The sequence below is a fragment of the Nocardiopsis sp. KDC1DS13DA1 genome, from assembly GCF_055632325.1.
On the sequence record NZ_JBVMUY010000035.1, the window covers coordinates 15816 to 33993 of the forward strand.

Annotated in this window: 17 protein-coding genes; 7 read left to right on the plus strand and 10 right to left on the minus strand. The window is 71.6% G+C overall.

Going from position 1 to position 18178, the window contains the following annotated elements; translation table 11 throughout:
* Window positions 1-32 precede the first annotated feature (32 nt).
* On the minus strand, window positions 33-1394 hold the full coding sequence (locus tag ACTVAJ_RS22830) for a hypothetical protein (RefSeq protein WP_470390278.1): 1362 nt from the start codon (window positions 1392-1394) through the stop codon (window positions 33-35).
* Between the two features lie 209 nt (window positions 1395-1603).
* Between ACTVAJ_RS22830 and ACTVAJ_RS22835 the strand changes: the two genes are divergently transcribed.
* From ACTVAJ_RS22835 to ACTVAJ_RS22860, 6 genes are all read left to right on the plus strand, one after another.
* Window positions 1604-1900 (plus strand): hypothetical protein, encoded by a 297-nt coding sequence (locus ACTVAJ_RS22835; RefSeq protein WP_470390279.1) that lies wholly within the window; start codon window positions 1604-1606, stop codon window positions 1898-1900.
* A gap of 223 nt (window positions 1901-2123) precedes the next feature.
* Window positions 2124-4187, plus strand: a complete 2064-nt coding sequence (locus ACTVAJ_RS22840; RefSeq protein WP_470390280.1) for a protein kinase domain-containing protein — start codon at window positions 2124-2126, stop codon at window positions 4185-4187.
* Window positions 4188-4539: 352 nt separating this feature from the next.
* Window positions 4540-4983, plus strand: coding sequence for a hypothetical protein (locus ACTVAJ_RS22845; protein WP_470390281.1), 444 nt, complete (start codon window positions 4540-4542; stop codon window positions 4981-4983).
* A 55-nt stretch (window positions 4984-5038) separates the two neighbouring features.
* The gene (locus tag ACTVAJ_RS22850; protein ID WP_470390282.1) at window positions 5039-5521 is read left to right on the plus strand and encodes a hypothetical protein; all 483 of its coding nucleotides are present in this window, start codon (window positions 5039-5041) and stop codon (window positions 5519-5521) included.
* Window positions 5522-5566: 45 nt separating this feature from the next.
* Window positions 5567-6769 carry a hypothetical protein gene (locus ACTVAJ_RS22855; RefSeq protein WP_470390283.1) on the plus strand — a complete coding sequence of 401 codons (1203 nt, stop codon included), beginning with the start codon at window positions 5567-5569 and terminating at the stop codon, window positions 6767-6769.
* A 95-nt stretch (window positions 6770-6864) separates the two neighbouring features.
* Window positions 6865-7347: a hypothetical protein gene (locus ACTVAJ_RS22860; protein WP_470390284.1), complete on the plus strand. Its 483-nt coding sequence runs from the start codon at window positions 6865-6867 to the stop codon at window positions 7345-7347.
* 79 nt (window positions 7348-7426) lie between these two features.
* Here ACTVAJ_RS22860 and ACTVAJ_RS22865 read toward each other — a convergent pair whose 3' ends face one another.
* Window positions 7427-9181 (minus strand): NAD+ synthase, encoded by a 1755-nt coding sequence (locus tag ACTVAJ_RS22865; RefSeq protein WP_470390285.1) that lies wholly within the window; start codon window positions 9179-9181, stop codon window positions 7427-7429.
* Window positions 9182-9754: 573 nt separating this feature from the next.
* Between ACTVAJ_RS22865 and ACTVAJ_RS22870 the strand changes: the two genes are divergently transcribed.
* Window positions 9755-11218, plus strand: a complete 1464-nt coding sequence (locus tag ACTVAJ_RS22870; RefSeq protein WP_470390286.1) for an alanine/glycine:cation symporter family protein — start codon at window positions 9755-9757, stop codon at window positions 11216-11218.
* A gap of 111 nt (window positions 11219-11329) precedes the next feature.
* Here ACTVAJ_RS22870 and ACTVAJ_RS22875 read toward each other — a convergent pair whose 3' ends face one another.
* The 8 genes from ACTVAJ_RS22875 to ACTVAJ_RS22910 all read right to left on the minus strand — a co-directional run bounded on the left by ACTVAJ_RS22875 (window position 11330) and on the right by ACTVAJ_RS22910 (window position 17941).
* Window positions 11330-11821 (minus strand): hypothetical protein, encoded by a 492-nt coding sequence (locus tag ACTVAJ_RS22875; RefSeq protein ID WP_470390287.1) that lies wholly within the window; start codon window positions 11819-11821, stop codon window positions 11330-11332.
* Between the two features lie 21 nt (window positions 11822-11842).
* Window positions 11843-12706, minus strand: coding sequence for a hypothetical protein (locus ACTVAJ_RS22880; RefSeq protein WP_470390288.1), 864 nt, complete (start codon window positions 12704-12706; stop codon window positions 11843-11845).
* On the minus strand, window positions 12694-13095 hold the full coding sequence (locus ACTVAJ_RS22885; RefSeq protein ID WP_470390289.1) for a hypothetical protein: 402 nt from the start codon (window positions 13093-13095) through the stop codon (window positions 12694-12696). Before ACTVAJ_RS22885 ends, ACTVAJ_RS22880 begins: the two co-directional genes overlap by 13 nt.
* Window positions 13092-13577, minus strand: a complete 486-nt coding sequence (locus ACTVAJ_RS22890) for a hypothetical protein (RefSeq protein ID WP_470390290.1) — start codon at window positions 13575-13577, stop codon at window positions 13092-13094. Before ACTVAJ_RS22890 ends, ACTVAJ_RS22885 begins: the two co-directional genes overlap by 4 nt.
* A gap of 185 nt (window positions 13578-13762) precedes the next feature.
* A complete protein-coding gene (locus ACTVAJ_RS22895) occupies window positions 13763-14293 on the minus strand; it encodes a DUF4913 domain-containing protein (protein WP_470390291.1) in 531 nt (176 codons plus the stop codon).
* A gap of 56 nt (window positions 14294-14349) precedes the next feature.
* Window positions 14350-15981: a hypothetical protein gene (locus ACTVAJ_RS22900; RefSeq protein WP_470390292.1), complete on the minus strand. Its 1632-nt coding sequence runs from the start codon at window positions 15979-15981 to the stop codon at window positions 14350-14352.
* Window positions 15982-16020: 39 nt separating this feature from the next.
* Window positions 16021-17436, minus strand: coding sequence for a hypothetical protein (locus ACTVAJ_RS22905; RefSeq protein ID WP_470390293.1), 1416 nt, complete (start codon window positions 17434-17436; stop codon window positions 16021-16023).
* Window positions 17437-17557: 121 nt separating this feature from the next.
* Window positions 17558-17941 carry a hypothetical protein gene (locus tag ACTVAJ_RS22910; RefSeq protein WP_470390294.1) on the minus strand — a complete coding sequence of 128 codons (384 nt, stop codon included), beginning with the start codon at window positions 17939-17941 and terminating at the stop codon, window positions 17558-17560.
* Between the last annotated feature and the right edge of the window lie 237 nt (window positions 17942-18178).

The window sequence follows — 18178 nt, forward strand, 5'->3', positions numbered from 1 at the left end:
AACGAGCCGCGTGTCGCACCCGCGCCGCCCGTTCAGCCGCTGAGCCGCGGGCCCCGGGGCCGGGTCGGCACGGCTGCCCGCGGACCGGACAGCGCGGGGCGGGCCCCGCCTCTCCCCAGGACCGGGCGCCTCGGGCTGTCGAGGAGGCGCGGGCGGTCGCGCGCCCGTTCCCCGCCCGGCTCCTCGTGGGAGGAGCCCGCCATGGTGCGGATGTGTGCGAGCTGCCCGCTGACCGTGAGCGCCCAGTGCGCGGCCTCGAACGCCTTCCGGTCGACCACCGTCCGGCCGCGCAGCGCGCGGCTCCGGAGCAGGTCGCGGATCCTCTCGGTGTAGGCCCGCCTCAGGGCGCGTCCGGCGAGCGCGAACGACCGCGCGTACACCCCGGCGGCCCTCAGGCCGTCGACGTGGTCGCGCGCGGCCTCCATCGTCCGGGGATCGCTGTGCCCGTGGGCCCGGACCGCCGCCAGGTACAGGTCCTCGCGCAGCGGCACGGCCGCGTGCGCCGCGCCGCGCCGCTCCAGCAACCCGGCGAGCACCCTCTCGTTGGCGAGCATCCCCTCGGTGCGCACACCCCGGAAGGCGTTCTCGTCGTGGGAGAGCCGGTCGTGGATCTGCCAGGCGTCCACCTCGGCCCGGACCCGGTCCCCGGCGGCCAGGTGTCGGTCGCGCTGCGCGATGAGCCGCCCGGTGCTCTGGTACGCGGGCTTGTTGACGCCGTTCACGTTCGTGCCGTCGTTGAAGAACGCGCGGTTCTCGCGTGCGCGCCGCTCCCACTCCGCCGCCACGGCGACGGCGGTGTGCTCGGCGGCCCGCGCCCGGGCCACGTCCTTCGTCGTGAGGCTGACGTCACCCAACGTGCCGCGGAGGAGGTCCGCCGCGTCCCGGCACTCCCTGGCCGACTCGGCCCGCCCCGGATCAGCCGAGAACTTCTCGTACGCGGACATGTACATCGGGTAGGCCTCATGGGGCCGGCCCGCCTGTTCCAGCAGCGCCGCCGCGGACCGCTCGATCCCCGCCGCCTCCGGCCGGGTCGCGCGGTTCAGGTAGTGGGGGTCGCGTGCGCGTTCGACCTGGACCAACGCCGCGGCCAGCGGCTCGCCCCTCTCCACCAGGACGTCGGTCAGGTCCCTCAGGGCGGTGTGATCGTCGGCGCCGTGGGGGAACATCCTCCGCAGTGCCCGACCCGCGGCGTCCTCGGCGGCGACGAAGGAGTTCCGCCAGCCGTCGAACGCCCCTCGGACGAGGTTCGGAGAGATCTCGGAGAAGGGGACGTCCAGGTGGCGTCCCCGCCGGTCGGTCAGGGCGTTGCGGAGCAGGCCGGTGACGTGCTCGGCGACGCCGTGGAGCGCCGCACGGCGCCGCACGGCGTCGGGGCGCGGGGGTCGTTCCTGCATGGGGGTCCAATCCGTCGGGGGCGTCCGGGGGCTGGGGACGGCTTCGACCACCTGTTGAGGGGATGGTAGCCGCAGGAGGGGCGCCCAGCCGCCTTCTGCGTGCCGGAGCATGTCTATCGCGATCCGGCGGGTCGCACTACCATCGCCCCGGGCGCGACGGCGCGCCCGCGGCGGCGACGGTGCCGACGATGCGTGGAAGGGAAGGCCCCATGGCGAAGAAGGATTCCGGCAGGGTCCGTCTCAGGGATGTCGCCAAGGCGTTGAAGCCAAGCAGCCTGGCGGCGGCGAACAAGAGCCAGAAGGAGGGCAGGCTCTCCACCACGAGTTTGGACGCCACCGGTCTGGGAGCGGCGATCAGCGCGGCGCGGAGTTCCACCCGCGGAGGCGACGCCGGAACCTACATGACCGGAACGGCGAAGCAGCAGAATGAGGACAGGAAGAAGTACGGCCTGCGTGCACAGGCCCGTGCGTCCCGCGCCAGCCGGAAAAAGGGCCACACGGCCTGACCCGGTCTGACCTGATCACCCCTGACCCCGGTGCGCTCGACCCCCGAGGCCGGCTTCCGTGCCCTGGCCGGGATCCGACGCGCTACGCTCCCTGGACCGGATCGGTCAGTGACGCCCCCGAGAACTTCCCCGTTCCGCCGAGCATCAGGGACGTTGGTGGAACGTCGGACGGGGACGTCCGTGTCTTCGTGCCCCGTGGGGGCCTGTGGTCAGGAGGCGCAGCATGAGGAAGTACCGCCGTCGCGGGAAATCGACGTCGCCGGTTCCGGGCACGCACTCCCTGGCGACGCTGTACTGCGGTGGCGGGTCGGTGCTCTACCGGGGGCAGCACGAGTCCGTCGGCGCTCCCGTCGTGGTCAAGGTTCTGGAGCGACGCCCGGCCGAGGGCCGACGCGGCGAGGGCGACCTGTGGGACGCGCTCTCGTTGAGCCCGGGCGTCCAGCCGCTGCTCGGATCCGGCACCACGGAGACGGGGCGGCCCTACCTGCTGATGGAGTACGCCCCCGACGGGAGTTACGAGGAGATCGTCGGACGCGGTGATCCGGTCCCCGTGGAGGAGGCCGTCCGGGTGGGCACCACCGTGGCCGGAGCCCTCGCGGCAGTGCACGAGATGGACCTGCTGCACCACGCGGTGACCCCGGCCAACATCCTTCGGACGGACGGCGGACCGACACTGATCGACTTCGGTTCGGCCCTGCCGCGGGACCACCCCTTCCCCCCCGTCTACCACTCGCGGGCGACGCTGCGGCACGCGCCTCCGGAGGAGCTGCGCGGGTCTGCCCCCAGCCCGGCCTCGGACGTCTACCGGCTCGCCTCCGCGCTGTGGACCCTCCTGGAGGGGCGCGCGCCGTTCGACGACGATGACGCCCCCGTCGCGCTGGACGTGTACCGGGAACGGCTCCTCACCGCGCCGGTGCCCGAGATCACCCGTGAGGACGTGCCCGGCTGGCTGGCGGCCGTCCTGCGCCGGGCCCTGGCCAAGGACCCCGACCAGCGCATCGGGAGCGCGGAGGAGTTCGCCCGGGTCCTGCGGGCGGAGCAGGTGCCGCCGGGTACCGAAACCGCCGCCGGTCCCGTGTCCGCCGCCGACGAGGGCGACGGGGGCGCCGCGTCCGGGGCCGGTCCTGTCGTGGTCACGCTGGCCGAGACCGCGAAGGAGGAGGACCAGACCCCGTGGTGGGAGGACCCCGAGGCCACCGAGGGCGAGGACGAGGCGCCGACCGATCCCGGTGACGGGACTGCCTGGTGGGAGGACCCGGACGCGACCGAGCCGGAGGACTCCCAGCCCACGCCGGTGATCCGGCCGGTGGAGGAGACCGGCGAGGTTTCCTGGTGGGAGGACCCCGAGGCCACCGAGCGGTTGGGCGGGCCGTCGCCGGGGGGCGGCGGGTCCACGCGGGAGGCCGAGCCTGACGGGGACGGCGGGTACGGGGCCGGTGCGGTCGACACCGGGTCCGTACCCGCGGCGGAAGCCGGGCGGGAGGGGGAGACGGACGAGGAGGTCCTCTGGTGGGAGGACCCCGAGCCCGACCCCGATCCCGCCGAGCCCGACCCCGTGTCGGGGCGGCCCCCGCGTGCGGCCGCCGCACCGGAGCCCCGGGTGGAGGAGTCCCCGGAACCCGCCCGCGCACGGAGCGAGCCGGGCACGGCGGTGCCGTCCGGCCCCGCCGTCCCCGCCCCGTCCCCGCCGCCTCCGCCGTTCCAGCGCCCGGAGATGGAGCGGCCGAGGGTTCCGTTTCCCCCGCGGGCGACATGGGAGCCCGGGGAGGAAACGCCCTTCGGCGGTGGTGACGACCACGGCGAACAGGGTGGGCGGCGGAACCGGCTGACGGGTGTGCTCACCCTGGCGGGTCTCGCGGTGCTCGTCCTCGTGACCTTGGGAGCGGGGGGCTACGTCCTGGTCGGCTCGTTCTCCTCGGCCGACACACCCGAGGCCGGTCCGACCGACGCCGCCGGGGAGGAGAGTTCCGGTCCCTCGGCCGAGGACACGGCGGACCCGCCGGCCGAGCCGGACGCGGATATCGCTCCGACCGATGTCCAGGTGAGCGACGAGTCCATCCGCGTCTCACTGACGTGGACCGACAACTCCGGAGGGTCCACCCCGCACTTCGTGGTGGGCGGGCCGGAGGGCGGCGCGTCGTCCTCCATGGCCGACGTCGAGAGCGGCGTCGACACGGTGGAGATCAGCGGGCTCAACCCCACCGTCGAGTACTGCTTCAGGGTGGTCGCCGTCCAGTCCGCCGACGTCGTCTCCCCCTCCGCGCAGGTCTGCACCGACCGGGGCTGAGGCGGTGGTGCGATGCGTGTGGAACACCCTGCGCCCCGCGTGAACTGGGGTGATACGGGAAGCACGGTCGATAGGGGGACAAGTGGCTCGACAGACCCTATGATGTATCCCACCCCGCGCTTCACCCCCTGTTCAGCAAGGCTTTTCGCGGGGCACACTTCTCACACGTTCACCGGGATTCCCTGCCCTTGGCTCTGTGACGTGGACGGTCCGCCTGCGTTCCCGGGACGCGTGGAACCGGTCCGTTGTCGTTGACCGTTCGGATTGAAGGGCCTCCACACCAATGGAACTGGGGTCTCTGGGACAGCTCGGATCGGACCTGTGGACGATGATGTCGTCCTCGCCCATTTACATGAACCTCCTGGGCGGGGCGGTCGTGGGGGCGTTCTGGAAGTCGTGGCTGGACACCGTCATGGCCAAGAACGATCTCCTGAGCCATGAGATACAGGCCTTCAACGACGAGCAGGCCAGGGAGGCCCGGAGGCAGAAGGCGAAGAACGCTCCCGTCTTCCTCAGGGTCGCGGACCTCGACAACATCTACGTCCAACGGGTCAGCAGGGTTGCCACGACGATCCGCACCGCCGTGGAGAACGTCGGCCAGCATCTCGCCAATCTGTGGGCCATACCCTTCCACAGGAAGGCGATCACCAACTACCTCTCGAAGAAGGAGGGGCAGGACCGAATGGAGTCGTTCCGGGACAGGGAGGACGTCGCCATACGCAACGGTGTCACGCTCAAGGGGCAGCTCACCGCCGCGAGCGGCGGCGCCGAGAACAGAAGGTCGAAGATCTCGTGAGCTGTTCGGGTCCCCGACCCGGGAAGTCACAGTCGGACCAGTCGAAGGTGGGCCCATGTTGTTCGTGGTCTGTGCGGTCGTCCTGCTCCTGTACGCCGCCAGGATCGTTCTGACGGAAGTCCTGGGCAGTCGGGGAGTCCACCCCAGGAGCCTGTCGGACTTCCAGGAGAGCCTCGACGAGGCCGGCTGGCGTGAGTTGAGGGAGAACCCCCTGAGCATGGGCAGGAGCGCGGTGCGGGAGAAGAGCGCCCTCCTGGACAACATGGTCGGGGTCGTCAACTACCGCACGTACGCGGACGGGGAGGACCTCGCTCCCGACCTTTCCGAGCAGGCTGAGGCGCGGATCTCGGAGTACGCCGCCATCGTCGACCAGCTCGACGAGGAGATCGCCGACTCCGTGGCGCGGGAGCAGGAGAGGGGCTCCGCCGCTGGCGGGGGGACGGCCGAGGAGCGTCGGCGGGAACCGATGCGCTACGTCCACATCGTGTGCGTGGCCTCCCTCGTCGTGCTGTTCATCGGCTCCTTGTTCGTCGGGTGACTCATCCCGCTGGAAACGACCCGGGTATGACGCGGGAGGAAGATCGTGTTTCAGTTCTTGTCAGGTCTGGGCGGCACGTTGGGGACGGCGCTCGCCACCTTCGGGGAGACGCTCTCCAGTTTGGGAGCGTTCGGCTTCGGCGTGTTCGTGGCGAGGGCGACCAGTAGGTACCTTCCCCTCAAGAAGGCGAAGTCGGATCACCACCTCCATGAGCTGAAGGAGGAGGAACGTGTCCGCATCCAGGAGATCGCCCGGCAGATCAACACCGAGGTCTGGAACAGGCTCGAACTCCCCCTGACAGCGAGCGCCCTGAGGATGGAGGGTCAGGCCATCACCCTGGAGGCCTCGACCAACCTCCTCATTCTCGAACGCCAGATGGGGGTCGTGAACGCGGTGGTGGAGAACCTCCGCGCCCACGGTCTCACCGACCAGACCTTCGAGGAGATGATGCGTCCCGGGTCCACGATCACCATCAGGCCGCTGCGGCCGAACACGCCGATCCTTGCCGAAGAGGTGATGGATCGCCTGGCGAAGCGGACGGGGCTCGCCGCGGCCGAACTCCGAGGCCTGCTGCACGAGTCCAAGCTCTCGGAGCGGACACTGACCCTCATCGCGAACGGGGAGCGGTTCTCCAGGGACGATGCCGCTACTCTGGCGCGGGAGTCACAGGCGCCGACGGCCGTCCTGAGGGGCGTGGCCGGTCTGAAGCGGGGCGGGTTCCAGCGCAACAGCGTCTCCTCGGACGACATGAGGAGCTTGATCGAGGCGTCCAGGTACCAGCCTGAGGACCTCCTCTCCGTTGAGGAGGTCAGGGTCACCGAGCGCAGCATCGCCGCCGTCCGCGACAACCTCGATCTGGTGGACAGGCACATCAGGGAGGCCTACAACATCCTCGGATTCGACCTCAAATTCGGAGCCCGGGACGCCATCGCACAGGGCAAGCTGCCCGACTTCGAGAACTGGGCGAGCAACCTCCTCGCCGACTATCCGAAGACGATCGAGGACATCGTCAGGAACAACGGCTTGGCGGCCGGTGAGAAGGTCCTCGAGAAGCTCAGGGAGACAGGCCAGCTCACCCTTTCGGGGGCGCACGCCAAGGACTTCCGGGACGAGGTCGCCGCGGCACGGGAGAGCGGTCAGGAGGCCCGAGAGGGGCGGAAGCTCAAGTCCGTACCGGACCCGAGCGGGCTCATCGAGTTCCGCCGTGAGGGCATCCTGTCCAGGATCACCAAGCGTGCGGGCCGCTGACATGGAGGCTCTGGCCCCGACCCGGTCGATACCCGGTCCGGCAGGCCCGCTGATCGGCCACGCACTCCAGCCGCCCCGCCCGAAGGAACATCCTGATGGACATTGACCAGCTCGTCTTCTACGCCTTTTTCCTCACGGCCGCGGCCATCGCGGGGAACTCCTTCCTGAGGATCCGCCAACGCCGCCTCTACGACGCCGGGCTGGGCGTCCTCAACGAGGGAATGCGGAAGAAGCAGAGCATCTCCTCGACCGCGCTGCGCACGGAGGCGAAGCTCGCCGACCGCAAGCGGGAGATCGTCGCGGCTCTGGCACGGGACCTGTCCGTACCCACCAGCACCGAGGCCATCGCGGAGGAGGGCCGCCTCCGGCGCGAACTGGAGGGGCTCAACGCTTCCTTCGAGGACCAGCGGGCCAGGGCGGACGAGGAACTCGCACGCGTCGACGCGGAGACCGAGGAGGAGCTGGCGCGCTACCGTCAACGCCGCCGCACGGCGCTGATCTTTGAGGTCGTGCTCCTCGTGCTGTCCCTCGCCGCGATGGTCGCCCTGGTGGCCGCGGCGCTCCCCCTCTTCTCCTGACGTGCCGGGCAGCCGTTCGGACGACGGGACGCCGTCCGAACAGCTACACGCGCGTCTCTCCCCGGCCCGGGCGACCGGGTCAGGCCAGCCAGCGGTTGGTGATCGGCAGCCGCCGGTCCCGCCCCAGGTTCCGCTTGGTGATCTTGGGGCCGGGCGGGTAGTGGCGGCGCCGGTGCTCGGACCGGTCGACCAGGCGCACCGCGTGCCGCACCAGGTCCCGGTCGAACCCGGCGGCGACCAGCGCCGACACGCCCTGGTCGGTGCCGATGTAGGCGTCCAGCAGGCCGTCGAGCACCTCGTACGCCGGCGGTTCCGGCACCTCGGGTGTCCCCGCCTCCCACGCGCCGACCGGCTTGCGGCTCACGGAACGCTCGGGGATCGGTGGGATGCGCCCCTCGTTCGCGTCGTGGGCGTTGCGCCAGCGGGCCAGTTCCCACACCAGGGTCTTCCAGCAGTCCTTGAGCGGGGCGTAGGCCCCCACCGCGTCGCCGTGGTGGACGCAGGTCCCGGTCGCCAGCTCGGTCTTGTTGCCCGTGGCCAGCACCAGGTGCCCCTCCTCCCGGGAGAGGGCCATGAGCATCGCCCCCCGCGCCTGGGCCAGCCGTTCCCTCCGCCCGCGGTCGTTCACGGCGGTCGCCGACTCCAGCGCCTCGAACAGGCCGTCCACCGGATGGACCCGGCGGATCGAACCCAGACGTTTGACCAGGTCCTCGGCGTCCCCCAGGACGGCGTCCCCGGTGTCGGGGCCGGGCATGAGCAGGGCGTGCACGTTCTTTGAACCGACGGCGTCGGCGGCGATGGTGGCGGTGAGCGCGGAGTCGACACCGCCGGACACGCTCACCAGGACCGAGGTGAAGCCGTTCTTGCGGACGTGGTCGCGCACGGCCGTGACGAGTGCGGTGTAGACCTCGCCGACGTCGCTGAGGGGGTCGCGTCGGGGCGTGAGCACCGGCGGCCGCGCCTCGTACGGTGCTGGCGGCTGATCCGAGACCGCGTACCGGGCGATCCGGACACCGCCCGTCCGCTCCAGCAGGTGCGCCCCGGAGCGGGCCTGGGGCAGACGCATGTCGGTGACCAGCAGCTCCTCCTCGAACTGCGCGGCCCGGGCCACGAGGTCGCCGTCGGCGTCGACGATGAGGGAGTCGCCCTCGAAGACCAGGTCGTCCTGGCCGCCGGTCATGTTGACGTAGGCGATGGCGGCGCCGATCTCGCGTGCGCGCCGCTGGCACAGCCCGAGCCGCACGTCGTCCTTGTTCCGCTCGTAGGGCGAGCCGTTGAGCGTGATGAGCATGCCGACGTCGGCGTCGGCGCAGGCGGTCACCGGCCCCCCGTCCTGCCAGAGGTCCTCGCAGATGGCGAAGGCGATGTCGACGCCGTGCAGCCGCAGTACCGGAAGCGTGTCCCCGGGTACGAAGTAGCGGAATTCGTCGAAGACGCCGTAGTTGGGCAGGTGGTGTTTGGCGGAGGCCAGTCGAATGCCGCCCTGGTGCAGGACCGCCAGCGAATTCTGCGGGGCACCCGAGGGCTGGCCGAAGCGGGGTCCGGGCCCTTCCCGGCGATTCAGAAAACCGACGACGACCGGAAGATGTCCCAAACCTTCTTCGGAAAGTCGTTCGGCGAGTCGGTGGGTGGCTTTCGTGGACGCGGAGACGAATCCGTCCCGCAGGGCGAGATCCTCGACTGAGTATCCCGTCACGACCATCTCGGGAAACACCACGAGATGGGCTCCAGCGTCACTCGCCCGGCGAGTGTGCGCGACGACGCTGTCGCAGTTGCGTTTCAGGTCACCCACGGTTGGGTTGATCTGGGCCAGAGCTATACGAAGTTGTACCACAGCGAGGACGGTAGCGAATGAGTTAATGCCCCCGCAACATGTCTCAGATTAATAACAACACTTATCCGGCTGGTTGCCGAGAGTGTGCGGTCGACCGTTTCCCGTTATCGCGGGGTCATTGTGATGGTGATGCTCGTCACACGAAAATTCCGCTCCCGTGCGATGCGCCCGCGTGTGGTACGCCGTACCCGCGTACATGGAACGCGGTCTCGTTCCGGCGGGAAGTCCAGTTCATCCCGCTCCCCGGAGTGCCGGTGCGGTGGCCCCCGGCGTGCCCGCCGCGTCCCGGGGAGGCCGGAGTGTCACGCTCCGTGCGCCTGTGGATCCAGTGGTCTGGCTCATGCCCGACCGTGATCTGTCTTGCGTTCACGCCTGATTTGCCGTTTCCTTGTCCGCGGCCCGCACACCCCCCACGGGTTACCAGGTGACGCACGCCGATGACCTCGACGGATCGGTCACCTCCTGTCCGGACGAGCCAGACCACGCACACCCGCCCTGCCCCCCGCGGGACATGAAACCGGTCGCGGAGCGAGACAACGCCGTCTCCGCCGACGACGAAGGGAAAGTCCCCCTGTGGATGCCGTGAACGCGGGCATCGTCGCCTTCAACGACGTGTTCTGGGCCTACGTGCTCATCCCCCTCCTGATTATCCTGAGCCTGTACTTCACCGTGCGCTCCGGCGCCGTGCAGTTCCGGCTGCTCCCGGAGATGTTCCGCGCGATGCGGGGCGATCCCGGACTGGCCGCCGACGGCGGCAAACCGATCTCTGCCTTCCAGGCCTTCGCCGTCTCGGCGGCCGCCCGCATCGGCACCGGCAACATCGCCGGTGTGGCCACCGCGATCGCCCTGGGCGGCCCCGGCGCGGTCTTCTGGATGTGGGCCATGGCGCTGCTGGTCGGCGCCGCCAGCTTCGTCGAGTCCACCCTCGCCCAGCTCTACAAGGCCCGGGGCCAGGAGGGCTACTACGGCGGCCCCGCCTACTACATGGAGCGCGGACTCCGGGCCAGGTGGATGGGCGTGCTCTTCGCGATCATCATCACCGTGACCTTCGGTCTGGTGTTCACGAGCGTGCAGAGCAACACCATCTCGGCCGCCGTCTCCAACACGGTCACCACCGCGACGGGTGCCGAGGCCGCCTCCTGGATCCCCTACGCGGTCGGCGCGGTCCTGGCCGCCGTCACCGGCGTGATCATCTTCGGCGGCGGGCGCCGGATCGCCCAGACCGCCACGCTGCTGGTGCCCTTCATGGCGACGGTCTACCTCGTCATGGGCCTGGCCGTGGTCGCCATGAACCTCGATCAGATCCCGGCCGTGGTCACCGAGATCGTCACGCACGCCTTCGGCCTGCGGGAGATCGCCGCGGGCGGTATCGGCACCGCGATCGTGCAGGGCATGCGGCGCGGGATGTTCTCCAACGAGGCGGGCCTGGGCTCGGCGCCCAACGCCGCCGCCAGCGCCTCGGTCAGCCACCCGGTCAAGCAGGGCCTCGTGCAGACGCTGGGCGTCTACTTCGACACCCTCATCGTCTGCTCCACCACGGCCTTCATCATCCTCGTCTCCAACCCGACCTACACCGAGGAGGCCGGTCCGACGCTGACGCAGAACGCCCTGGAGGCCAACCTGGGCCCCTGGGCGCTGCACCTGCTCACACTGATCATCCTGCTGGTGGCCTTCACCTCGGTGCTCGGCAACACCTTCTACGGTGAGGCCAACGTGGGCTACCTGACCCGCAGGCCCGCTGCCATGACCGGGTTCCGGGGGCTGGTGATCCTGGTGACCTTCCTCGGCGCGATCGGCTCCGGCGGCCTGGTCTGGACCCTCTCGGACACCACGATGGGGCTCATGGCCCTGGTCAACCTCGCCGCGCTGGCCTTCCTCGCGCCGATCGCCTGCCGTCTGCTCAGCGACTTCGTCAAGCAGCGCAAGGAAGGCAGGGACCCGGTGTTCACCAAGGCCGGCATGCCCGAACTCCACAACGTGGAGTGCTGGGAGGAGCAGGACGTGGAGCGCTTCGCGGGGAACAAGACCGCGGTCTGACCGTCCCGGACCGCAGTTCCCCCCTCCCAGGGTGTGGTGTCACCCCAGCGGCACCACACCCGCTCCCGCCCTCCCGCTCGGCTCGGGCTGGGGCGGCCGCGGCCGGTCCGGTCACAGGAGCGCCGCCACGCCCGCGGCGACGGAGCCCCCCGCGACGAGCGCGGCGGCCCCGGCGCACGCCAGGTCCCACCACCGGGCGGCGGCGCGGCCGCGTTCGGCCCGTTCACGCCGGTCCGCGAACTCCGCGCGAGCCCGCCCGATGGCCCGTCTCTCCTCAGCGTCCAGGCGTGCCAGGTCCCGGTCGAGGTCCGCCACCACCCGCACGGGGTCGGCCGGAGCGGGGCCCGCCGTCCCGGGTCCGGGGAAGGCGCACTCCCGCACGCGCACGTCGGCCGCGCGGACCAACGCGTACCGGCGCCGCAGGAAGTCGCGCCGCAGCCCGCTCACCCGCTCCCGCTCATCACGGCCGAGCAGCGCCGGCGGGTGGTCGAACCGGTGGCCCCGGAACCGCCTGACCGACTCCGCGGCGACCAGGACGCAGACCGCCAGGGCCGCGACGGCGACCAGCGGTGTGACGACCTCACCCATGCCCAGCGTTCCCATGACGCTTCCCTCCCCCACGTCTCACGGCTTCGGGCCCGGCGCGCGTCCGGCCCCGCGGCGGACCTCCGCGACGTCGATGCGCCGCGGTGCCCTCGGTGCCGTCCCCTTCTCCGCCTGCCTCCTCAGCGCCTCGCGCAGGGTCGTCGGAACCCCCGTGAGCGGGTCGGGACCGCTCCCCGGCCCTCGTGCGGCCGCGCGGTCGCGCTCCTCGTCGGCCCGGTCACGCCGGTCCGGACCCCGGGTGAGCAGATCGCGCCCGAGTGCCGCCTCGTGTGCGAGCGCACGGAAGCGGGTCTCGTCGAAGCGGTCCGGCCGGCTCAGCCGCGCGTTGGTCGCCTCGACGTCCTGTGCGGTGATCGCGACCGGTACGGACAGCGGATCGAGCAGCCCGCTCTCCTCGCAGGCGGTCCGGCGCCGTTCCAGGTCCTGGAGCAGACGACCGAGCTCGGCGACGTCCTCCCGCGCCCGCGCGGCCGGACCGACGGCGCCGACCGTCCGCTCCGCGGCCCCCTCTCCGAGCAGCCCGTCCGCGCGGAGCCGGTCGAGCAGCTCCCGGTGCTGATCGACGCCCGCGGTGAAGGACTGCGCGGACCGGTCGGCGGAGGCCTGCGCGGCCTGTTGCCGCGCCAGGATCCCCGCGGCTGTCCGGCGCAGCGTTCCCGCCCGGAAGGCGCTCTCGACGCGCACACGAAGTCCGGGCAGTCTGACCTCGGCGTCCAGGAAGCGGTCGTTGGCGCGGGCCCGGGTCTGCTCCGCCTCGACGCGGACACGTGCCACCGCGGACCGCCCGCCCTCGCGCGCCTTCCCCAGACTGCGGCGGAACACGACGAGGGCGGTCCCGAAGACCGATCCCAGAACCGTCCCGGCCGTGATCAGCCACTCCACGGGCCCGCCCCTTCCGGTGTGCTCCCGTGCCGGGCGGGGGCGGAGGAGTCGCGGGTGTCCAGGTCGGTGAGCGCGGACCGGATCCGGCTCGCGGCCTCGTCGAACGCGCGCCGTCGGTCCGCCGGGTCCGCGGACTCCCCGCCTCCGGCGGAAACCCTCGACGCCTCCTCAGCGGTGTCGGACAGCAGGTCGCGCCACGCCCACAGGTGCCCCGTGGACGCACCGAGGTCTCCGGACAGCTCCAGGGCGCGCTCGGCGTCCGCCGAGGTCTCGGAGCTGCTCCGGCCCCGCGGCGGGTACACGCGGTGGGCCGTGCGGTGGACGGTGAGCGCCCAGCGGGCCGCGGCGAGCAGCCCGACCGTGATCGCGATCGCCGTAACCGTGGTCACCTGTGCGCTCCCTTCCCCGCCCGCGGCGCGGGACCGGCCGGGCGCCCGGCTCCGGACGGCCGTGCGAGCCGCCTGCGGGCGCTCCGCAGGGCGCCGCGGATCCCCCCGGGGTGGTCGTGCGCGCGCAGCCGCTCGGCGACGCGCCGGGCGTCCCCCAAGGTCTCCAGGTACGCCTGTACGTTCCTCGCGCGGGTCTCGGCGTTGCTCTCGGCGTGGCGGACCAGTTGTTCGCGCCGCTCCAGATCCTTCTCCACGGGTTTGTGCGCGGACTCGTAGGCGTGCAGGAGGGCTTCGAGGTACCTCACCTCCTGCACCTGCGGACTCCGCGTCACCCGTGCCTCGTAGTCCTTGGCCTCGGCGCGCAGCCGGTCCGACTCGCTGCGGCCCTCCCACCGCGCGCCGAGGGCGACCGAGGCGATGAGCACGCTGGTCGCGCTGATGAAGGCGGAGCCGATGGTCAGTGCCAGTTGGAGGGGTTCCACCCGTGCGCCTTCCCGGTCCGTCGTTCCCCGCGTTCGCGGGCCGGGTCATGTCTATTGGCGCGGATCGACGGAAGCGCCCTCCACCGGGAGCCGCGCGGCGACGGCCGGGTGAACAATCGAAAACCACGCGCAAGGGGCCGGCGGTGTTCTCTCCGACCCCTCGTGTCACGTCCCTTCCGACGTGATCACCACTCGTCCTCGAACCACCCCTCGGGCGCGGGGTCGGCGGCCAGCGGCCGGGGATCCTGGTGGCGGCGCGAGGTGCACTCCCGGAACGGGCCGGTGTCGCCGAGCAGGATGCTCATCTGGAAGTCGAGGTGGTCGCGGTACCAGACCGCCATGCCCGTGCCCGCCTCCCAGCGCAGTACCTCCCACGCGTGCCACAGGGCCTGGAAGCGCGAGACCGCCTCCGCGTGCCGCCACCACTCCTTGCACCAGCGGAACTGGCCGCCCTCGGGACGGACGTAGACCGGCAGGAACCGCAGGCGGACGAACTCCTCGACGTTCTTGAAGACCGGTTCCGGAGCGGGCTCGTCCTCGCCCTCCACGGGGTCGTCGGCGCCGTCGACCGTGCCGACCGCGTCGACGACCCCCGGCGCCTCACCGGTGAGCCCGGGAGGCCCCGGAGTCAGCCGCTCCGCGTACTCCGGCTCCCCCCACGCCTCCTCGGGCAGTTCCGTCTGCCCGCTGACCTGCTGGTTCTGCTCAGTGCTCATGTCCTGCGTCGTCTCTTCCCACGGTCTTGGTCATGCTCTGGGGGACAGCGGCCGGGTCACCGCACGGCGGCGCGGCGCGTCGTGGTGGTCGTCGCGGTGCGCCGATGCTTGTTGTACTGCGCCATCAGCCGCCGTCGGGCCGCCTGGATCTGTGCGCGGCGCCGGGGGAGCCCGGCGGCGGACTCGTTCCTGACCGCCCGGACGGTCTCACCCCTCCGGTACTGGACGCCCTTGGCGCCGGTGTGCCTGTTGCCCGCCGCGACCTGCGCTTTGTCGAGCCGTCCGACGCGTACGTTGCGTCCGTCGCGGTGGGCCCCGCGCGCGGCCTCGCCCCGCGGATACCGCACGCCGGACCGGTCGGCGGTCGCACGGGCGTCCGCCAGGGCCTCACGGGGACGGGCGACTCCGGACCCGCCCGCGACCTCCGCCGCCCTCGCCAGCTCAGGGACGTTCTCGGGCAGCCGGGAGTCCATGACGCGGCGGGGGTCCGCCATCCGCTCGGCCTTGTGCGCCCGCAGGTCCGCCCCGACCGCGTTGCCCGCGGCGATCAGCTCGGCTCGATCGCGCGGCGCTCGCACCGAGGGGTGGCCGCGAAGACCGTCGTAGGCGTACAGCACCGCGTCGCCCTGCGGAAGGTCGCGGGCGCGCGCCTCGTCGTACTTCTCCGCGAACCCCGGAACGTGGCGTTTGGCGTTCTCGGTGAGGTCGATGAGGAGACTGGCGGGGGCCTTGCCGTCATAGACGGCGGCGGCCACGATCTGCGCGGAGTCCCGGAGCAGATGCAGGTTGGCCCTGCGGTCGCTCGGCAGGGCGGGGGCCCGGGTGAGGTAGTCCTCGATCGGGACGGGGTGGAGATCCGCCTGCCAGGCCGAGGCCGCCATGACCGCGTTGACGTCACCCGCGGTGCCGGCGCGGTCGAGAGAACTCACCTGCGCGATCGCGTTCGCCTCGAAGGAGAACGCGAAGGGCTCGTGTTTGCCGTCCAGCGCCAACGCGTACCCCATGAGCGCGTCCCTGGCTCCGGGATCGGTCGAGTTGCCCGCGCTCAGCAGGTGCCGGGCCACCTCGCGGTGGTTCATCCGGTCGACGGCGCCCTCGTCCAACCCTCGGGCCCAGAGGTCCCCCGAGGCCGATCGCGGGGTCGTTCCCGATCCGTCGACGGCGGTGCGCGCCGCGTCTCCGATCCGCCCGGTCTTGTAGTCGGCGCGCAGGGCCGCGTCCACGTCCCGAGCGGTCAGGTTCTTCTGCGCCTCCTGGACGTGTCGGACCTCGGCTCCGATCGCCTGGGCGAGCGTGCGCGGGCTGCTCCTCTGGACCGTGCTGACGATCCCCAGGCTGACGTCCGGGGAGAACCTGACCTGGTCGTCGGGGAAGAACGCCTCGCCCCGACCCGCCATGGCGCGCTTGTCCAGCACATGGCGAGCGGACTCATGGACGAGGAATTCGGCGCTGCTGATGCCGCGGCGCCCGACCGGGGTGCGCATCGCCGCGATCAGCAGGGCCTCGGTGAAGTCCTTCCTCCCCGAGCCCCCACCGCCGCCGCTGCCGCCGTTTCCCCCGCCGCTGCCGCCGTCCCCGGACTCCGAACCCGCGGACTGCCGGGACGCGTCGAGATGGGCGGCGACGCGCTTGCGGGTCCGTGCCTCCTCGTCGTTGAGCCGACCGCGCGCCGACCCGTGTTCACTCATGTGTTCCTCCCTCTGCTCCGCGCGGACGCGAACCCACCGTCACGTGGTACGGCGACCGGCGCCCGACCTGCGCTGTCCGGCACGACGCAATCGCGCGATCCGGCCGCCGTTCGCGGTCTGCCCGGACGTGGTCTGGTTGGCGCGCTGCCGCGCCGCCCGCTGGGCTTGGCGGACCGTGTGCGCGTTGCCCGAAGTCACCGGTGCCGCGGTGGCGGGTGCCGTCGGGGTCGTCGAGGGGGTCCCCGCGGGCGTGGCCGAGGGTGCGGTGGCCGGGGACATGTTCACGGGATGGGCCTGGCCCATGTCTTCGCGGAGCCGCCTGTTCTGCGCCCGGGCCGTCCTGTGTTCCGTACGCATGATCGTTCGCACGTTGCGCGGTTCTGTTTCGAGCAGTCCGACCGTCATGTCCAGTCGATCGCCGACGGCGGCCACGTAGTCGGTGTACGCCTTGTCCGCGGCGGCTGTGGCGAGTCGGCTCCGTTCCCGTGCCTCCTGTTGGATGCGGTCCCGATCCCGCCCGGCCGAGCCCACCGCGGCGTCTCCTCGCCTCCGGGCGTCGTCGATCCGGTCACGGCCCGTCTGCTCAGCCGCCCCGACTTCGGCGTCTCCCCTGCGCACAGCGGTGTCCAGCGTCCTCCTGGCGGCGATGCGGGCCCGCTCCACGCGTGCCGTTCCCCGGTCCCTCGCCCTGTCCACCCCGGCGTCTCCCCGGGCACGGGCGTCCCGCTCGGCGACGGGCCCCTTGCCCTCCGCCCCACGGATCAGCCGTTCCCGTTCACGCTCGGCGCGCTCGATGTTCTTCCGGCCGGTCCGTCGCGCCTGTTCCACGAGGCGCTGACCGCGTTCCCGCACGGCCGCGACGCGGGCCGCGCTCCTGCGTTCGGCCACTTGAACGTCGGAAGCGGCCCGAGCGGTGGCTTGGCCGACCATCGTGTCGCGTCGGCGTTCCGCCGCCGTCACCAGGTCCTCGCCGCGTGCCGTCTCGCTTCTCAGGTACGCGTTGGCGCGTGCCCTGGCTTCGCCGCGAAGCCTTCCCGCCCTCTTCTCCGCCCGCTGGAGTTTCTTCTCTTTCCAGCGCGCGCGGGTCCGGCGCGTCGTCCTGAACCACCGGACACCCCGTCGCGCCAGTCCCGTGATGGAGCGCAGGACGGGACGCACGACCATCATGGCCAGGCCCATCAGGAAGTTGAGGGCCATCTGGAAGAGGCCCGACACGAAGTCCAGGACCTTCGAGGCGATGCTGGCGATCGTGGTCATGGCGCCGACGGTCTCCGAGGCGACGTCGCCGTTCCCACCCGCGGTCTGGGCCGGTGCCCCACCGCTCAGCGAACCCCGCCGGTGCGCGACGGCGGCGTTGGCGCTGTTGGCGGAGGTACCGGAGGGCTTCACCTCCTCGCCCCCCACCTGCGGGTCGGGCGGGGCGGGGGGAGCGGCGGTGGATGGAGGGGTGGCCATGGTCAGACTCCCTGGAGTTCGGGTCGGGTGTGTGCCGACGGCTGTGGCTCGTGTGCGGGAGGGTGCGGTGTCACGCTCGCGGTTCCTGTCCGCGTCGGTGATGCGCGCCCGGATGTCCGGCTCACGACTGAGTCCTGCCCCTGCGCTGCTGCTGTCTCCGCTGGGCCGACCTCGCCGCGCTGACGGTGGTCCGCGCGTGACCGCGCGCCTTCGGGCGAGGCGGCCCGTACAGGGTGGGCGTCGTGTGTGCCCGTGAGGCGTCCGGCACCGGTCGCGTGGTCGGCTCAGGCAGGGGGACACGCGCGATGTCCATGGCCTTCCCGATCGCCTGGGCGAACTCCTCCCTGTTCAGGGCCTCCTGACGCTGGTCCTTGACGAGGATGCCGCGAAGGAGCGTGTCCGTCCACTCCGGCCCCGGCCATCTGCCCCGGGCGTATTGGAGATCGTACTGACGCGACTCGATCTTCTTGCCGAAGGCCTTCACCGCCCGCTGCGCGTGTTCCACGGCCCGCTCACCACGCGACCGGACGGCGTCCAGGTGTTCCGGATGGTTGTTCCGCGCGTGTTCCTCGGATTCCCGAGCGGCCTTGTGAACGTCCAGGACCTTCGCATCTGCCGATGACCAGTCGGTCACAGTGTTGTTCCACTGCTGTTCGATCGCGTCGACAACCTCGGCGGATGGTTGCGGGGCCGGGGGTCGCGACCCCCGCTGTGATGGAGGAGTGGCCATGGTCAGGCTCCC

Coding starts and splice junctions, on each gene's coding strand:
- ACTVAJ_RS22830 (WP_470390278.1), bottom strand. CDS start 1,394: ATGCAGGAACGACCCCCGCGCCCCGACGCCGTGCGGCGCCGTGCGGCG.
- ACTVAJ_RS22845 (WP_470390281.1), top strand. CDS start 4,540: ATGAACCTCCTGGGCGGGGCGGTCGTGGGGGCGTTCTGGAAGTCGTGG.
- ACTVAJ_RS22905 (WP_470390293.1), bottom strand. CDS start 17,436: ATGGCCACCCCTCCATCCACCGCCGCTCCCCCCGCCCCGCCCGACCCG.
- ACTVAJ_RS22835 (WP_470390279.1), top strand. CDS start 1,604: ATGGCGAAGAAGGATTCCGGCAGGGTCCGTCTCAGGGATGTCGCCAAG.
- ACTVAJ_RS22860 (WP_470390284.1), top strand. CDS start 6,865: ATGGACATTGACCAGCTCGTCTTCTACGCCTTTTTCCTCACGGCCGCG.
- ACTVAJ_RS22900 (WP_470390292.1), bottom strand. CDS start 15,981: ATGAGTGAACACGGGTCGGCGCGCGGTCGGCTCAACGACGAGGAGGCA.
- ACTVAJ_RS22850 (WP_470390282.1), top strand. CDS start 5,039: ATGTTGTTCGTGGTCTGTGCGGTCGTCCTGCTCCTGTACGCCGCCAGG.
- ACTVAJ_RS22875 (WP_470390287.1), bottom strand. CDS start 11,821: ATGGGAACGCTGGGCATGGGTGAGGTCGTCACACCGCTGGTCGCCGTC.
- ACTVAJ_RS22895 (WP_470390291.1), bottom strand. CDS start 14,293: ATGAGCACTGAGCAGAACCAGCAGGTCAGCGGGCAGACGGAACTGCCC.
- ACTVAJ_RS22840 (WP_470390280.1), top strand. CDS start 2,124: ATGAGGAAGTACCGCCGTCGCGGGAAATCGACGTCGCCGGTTCCGGGC.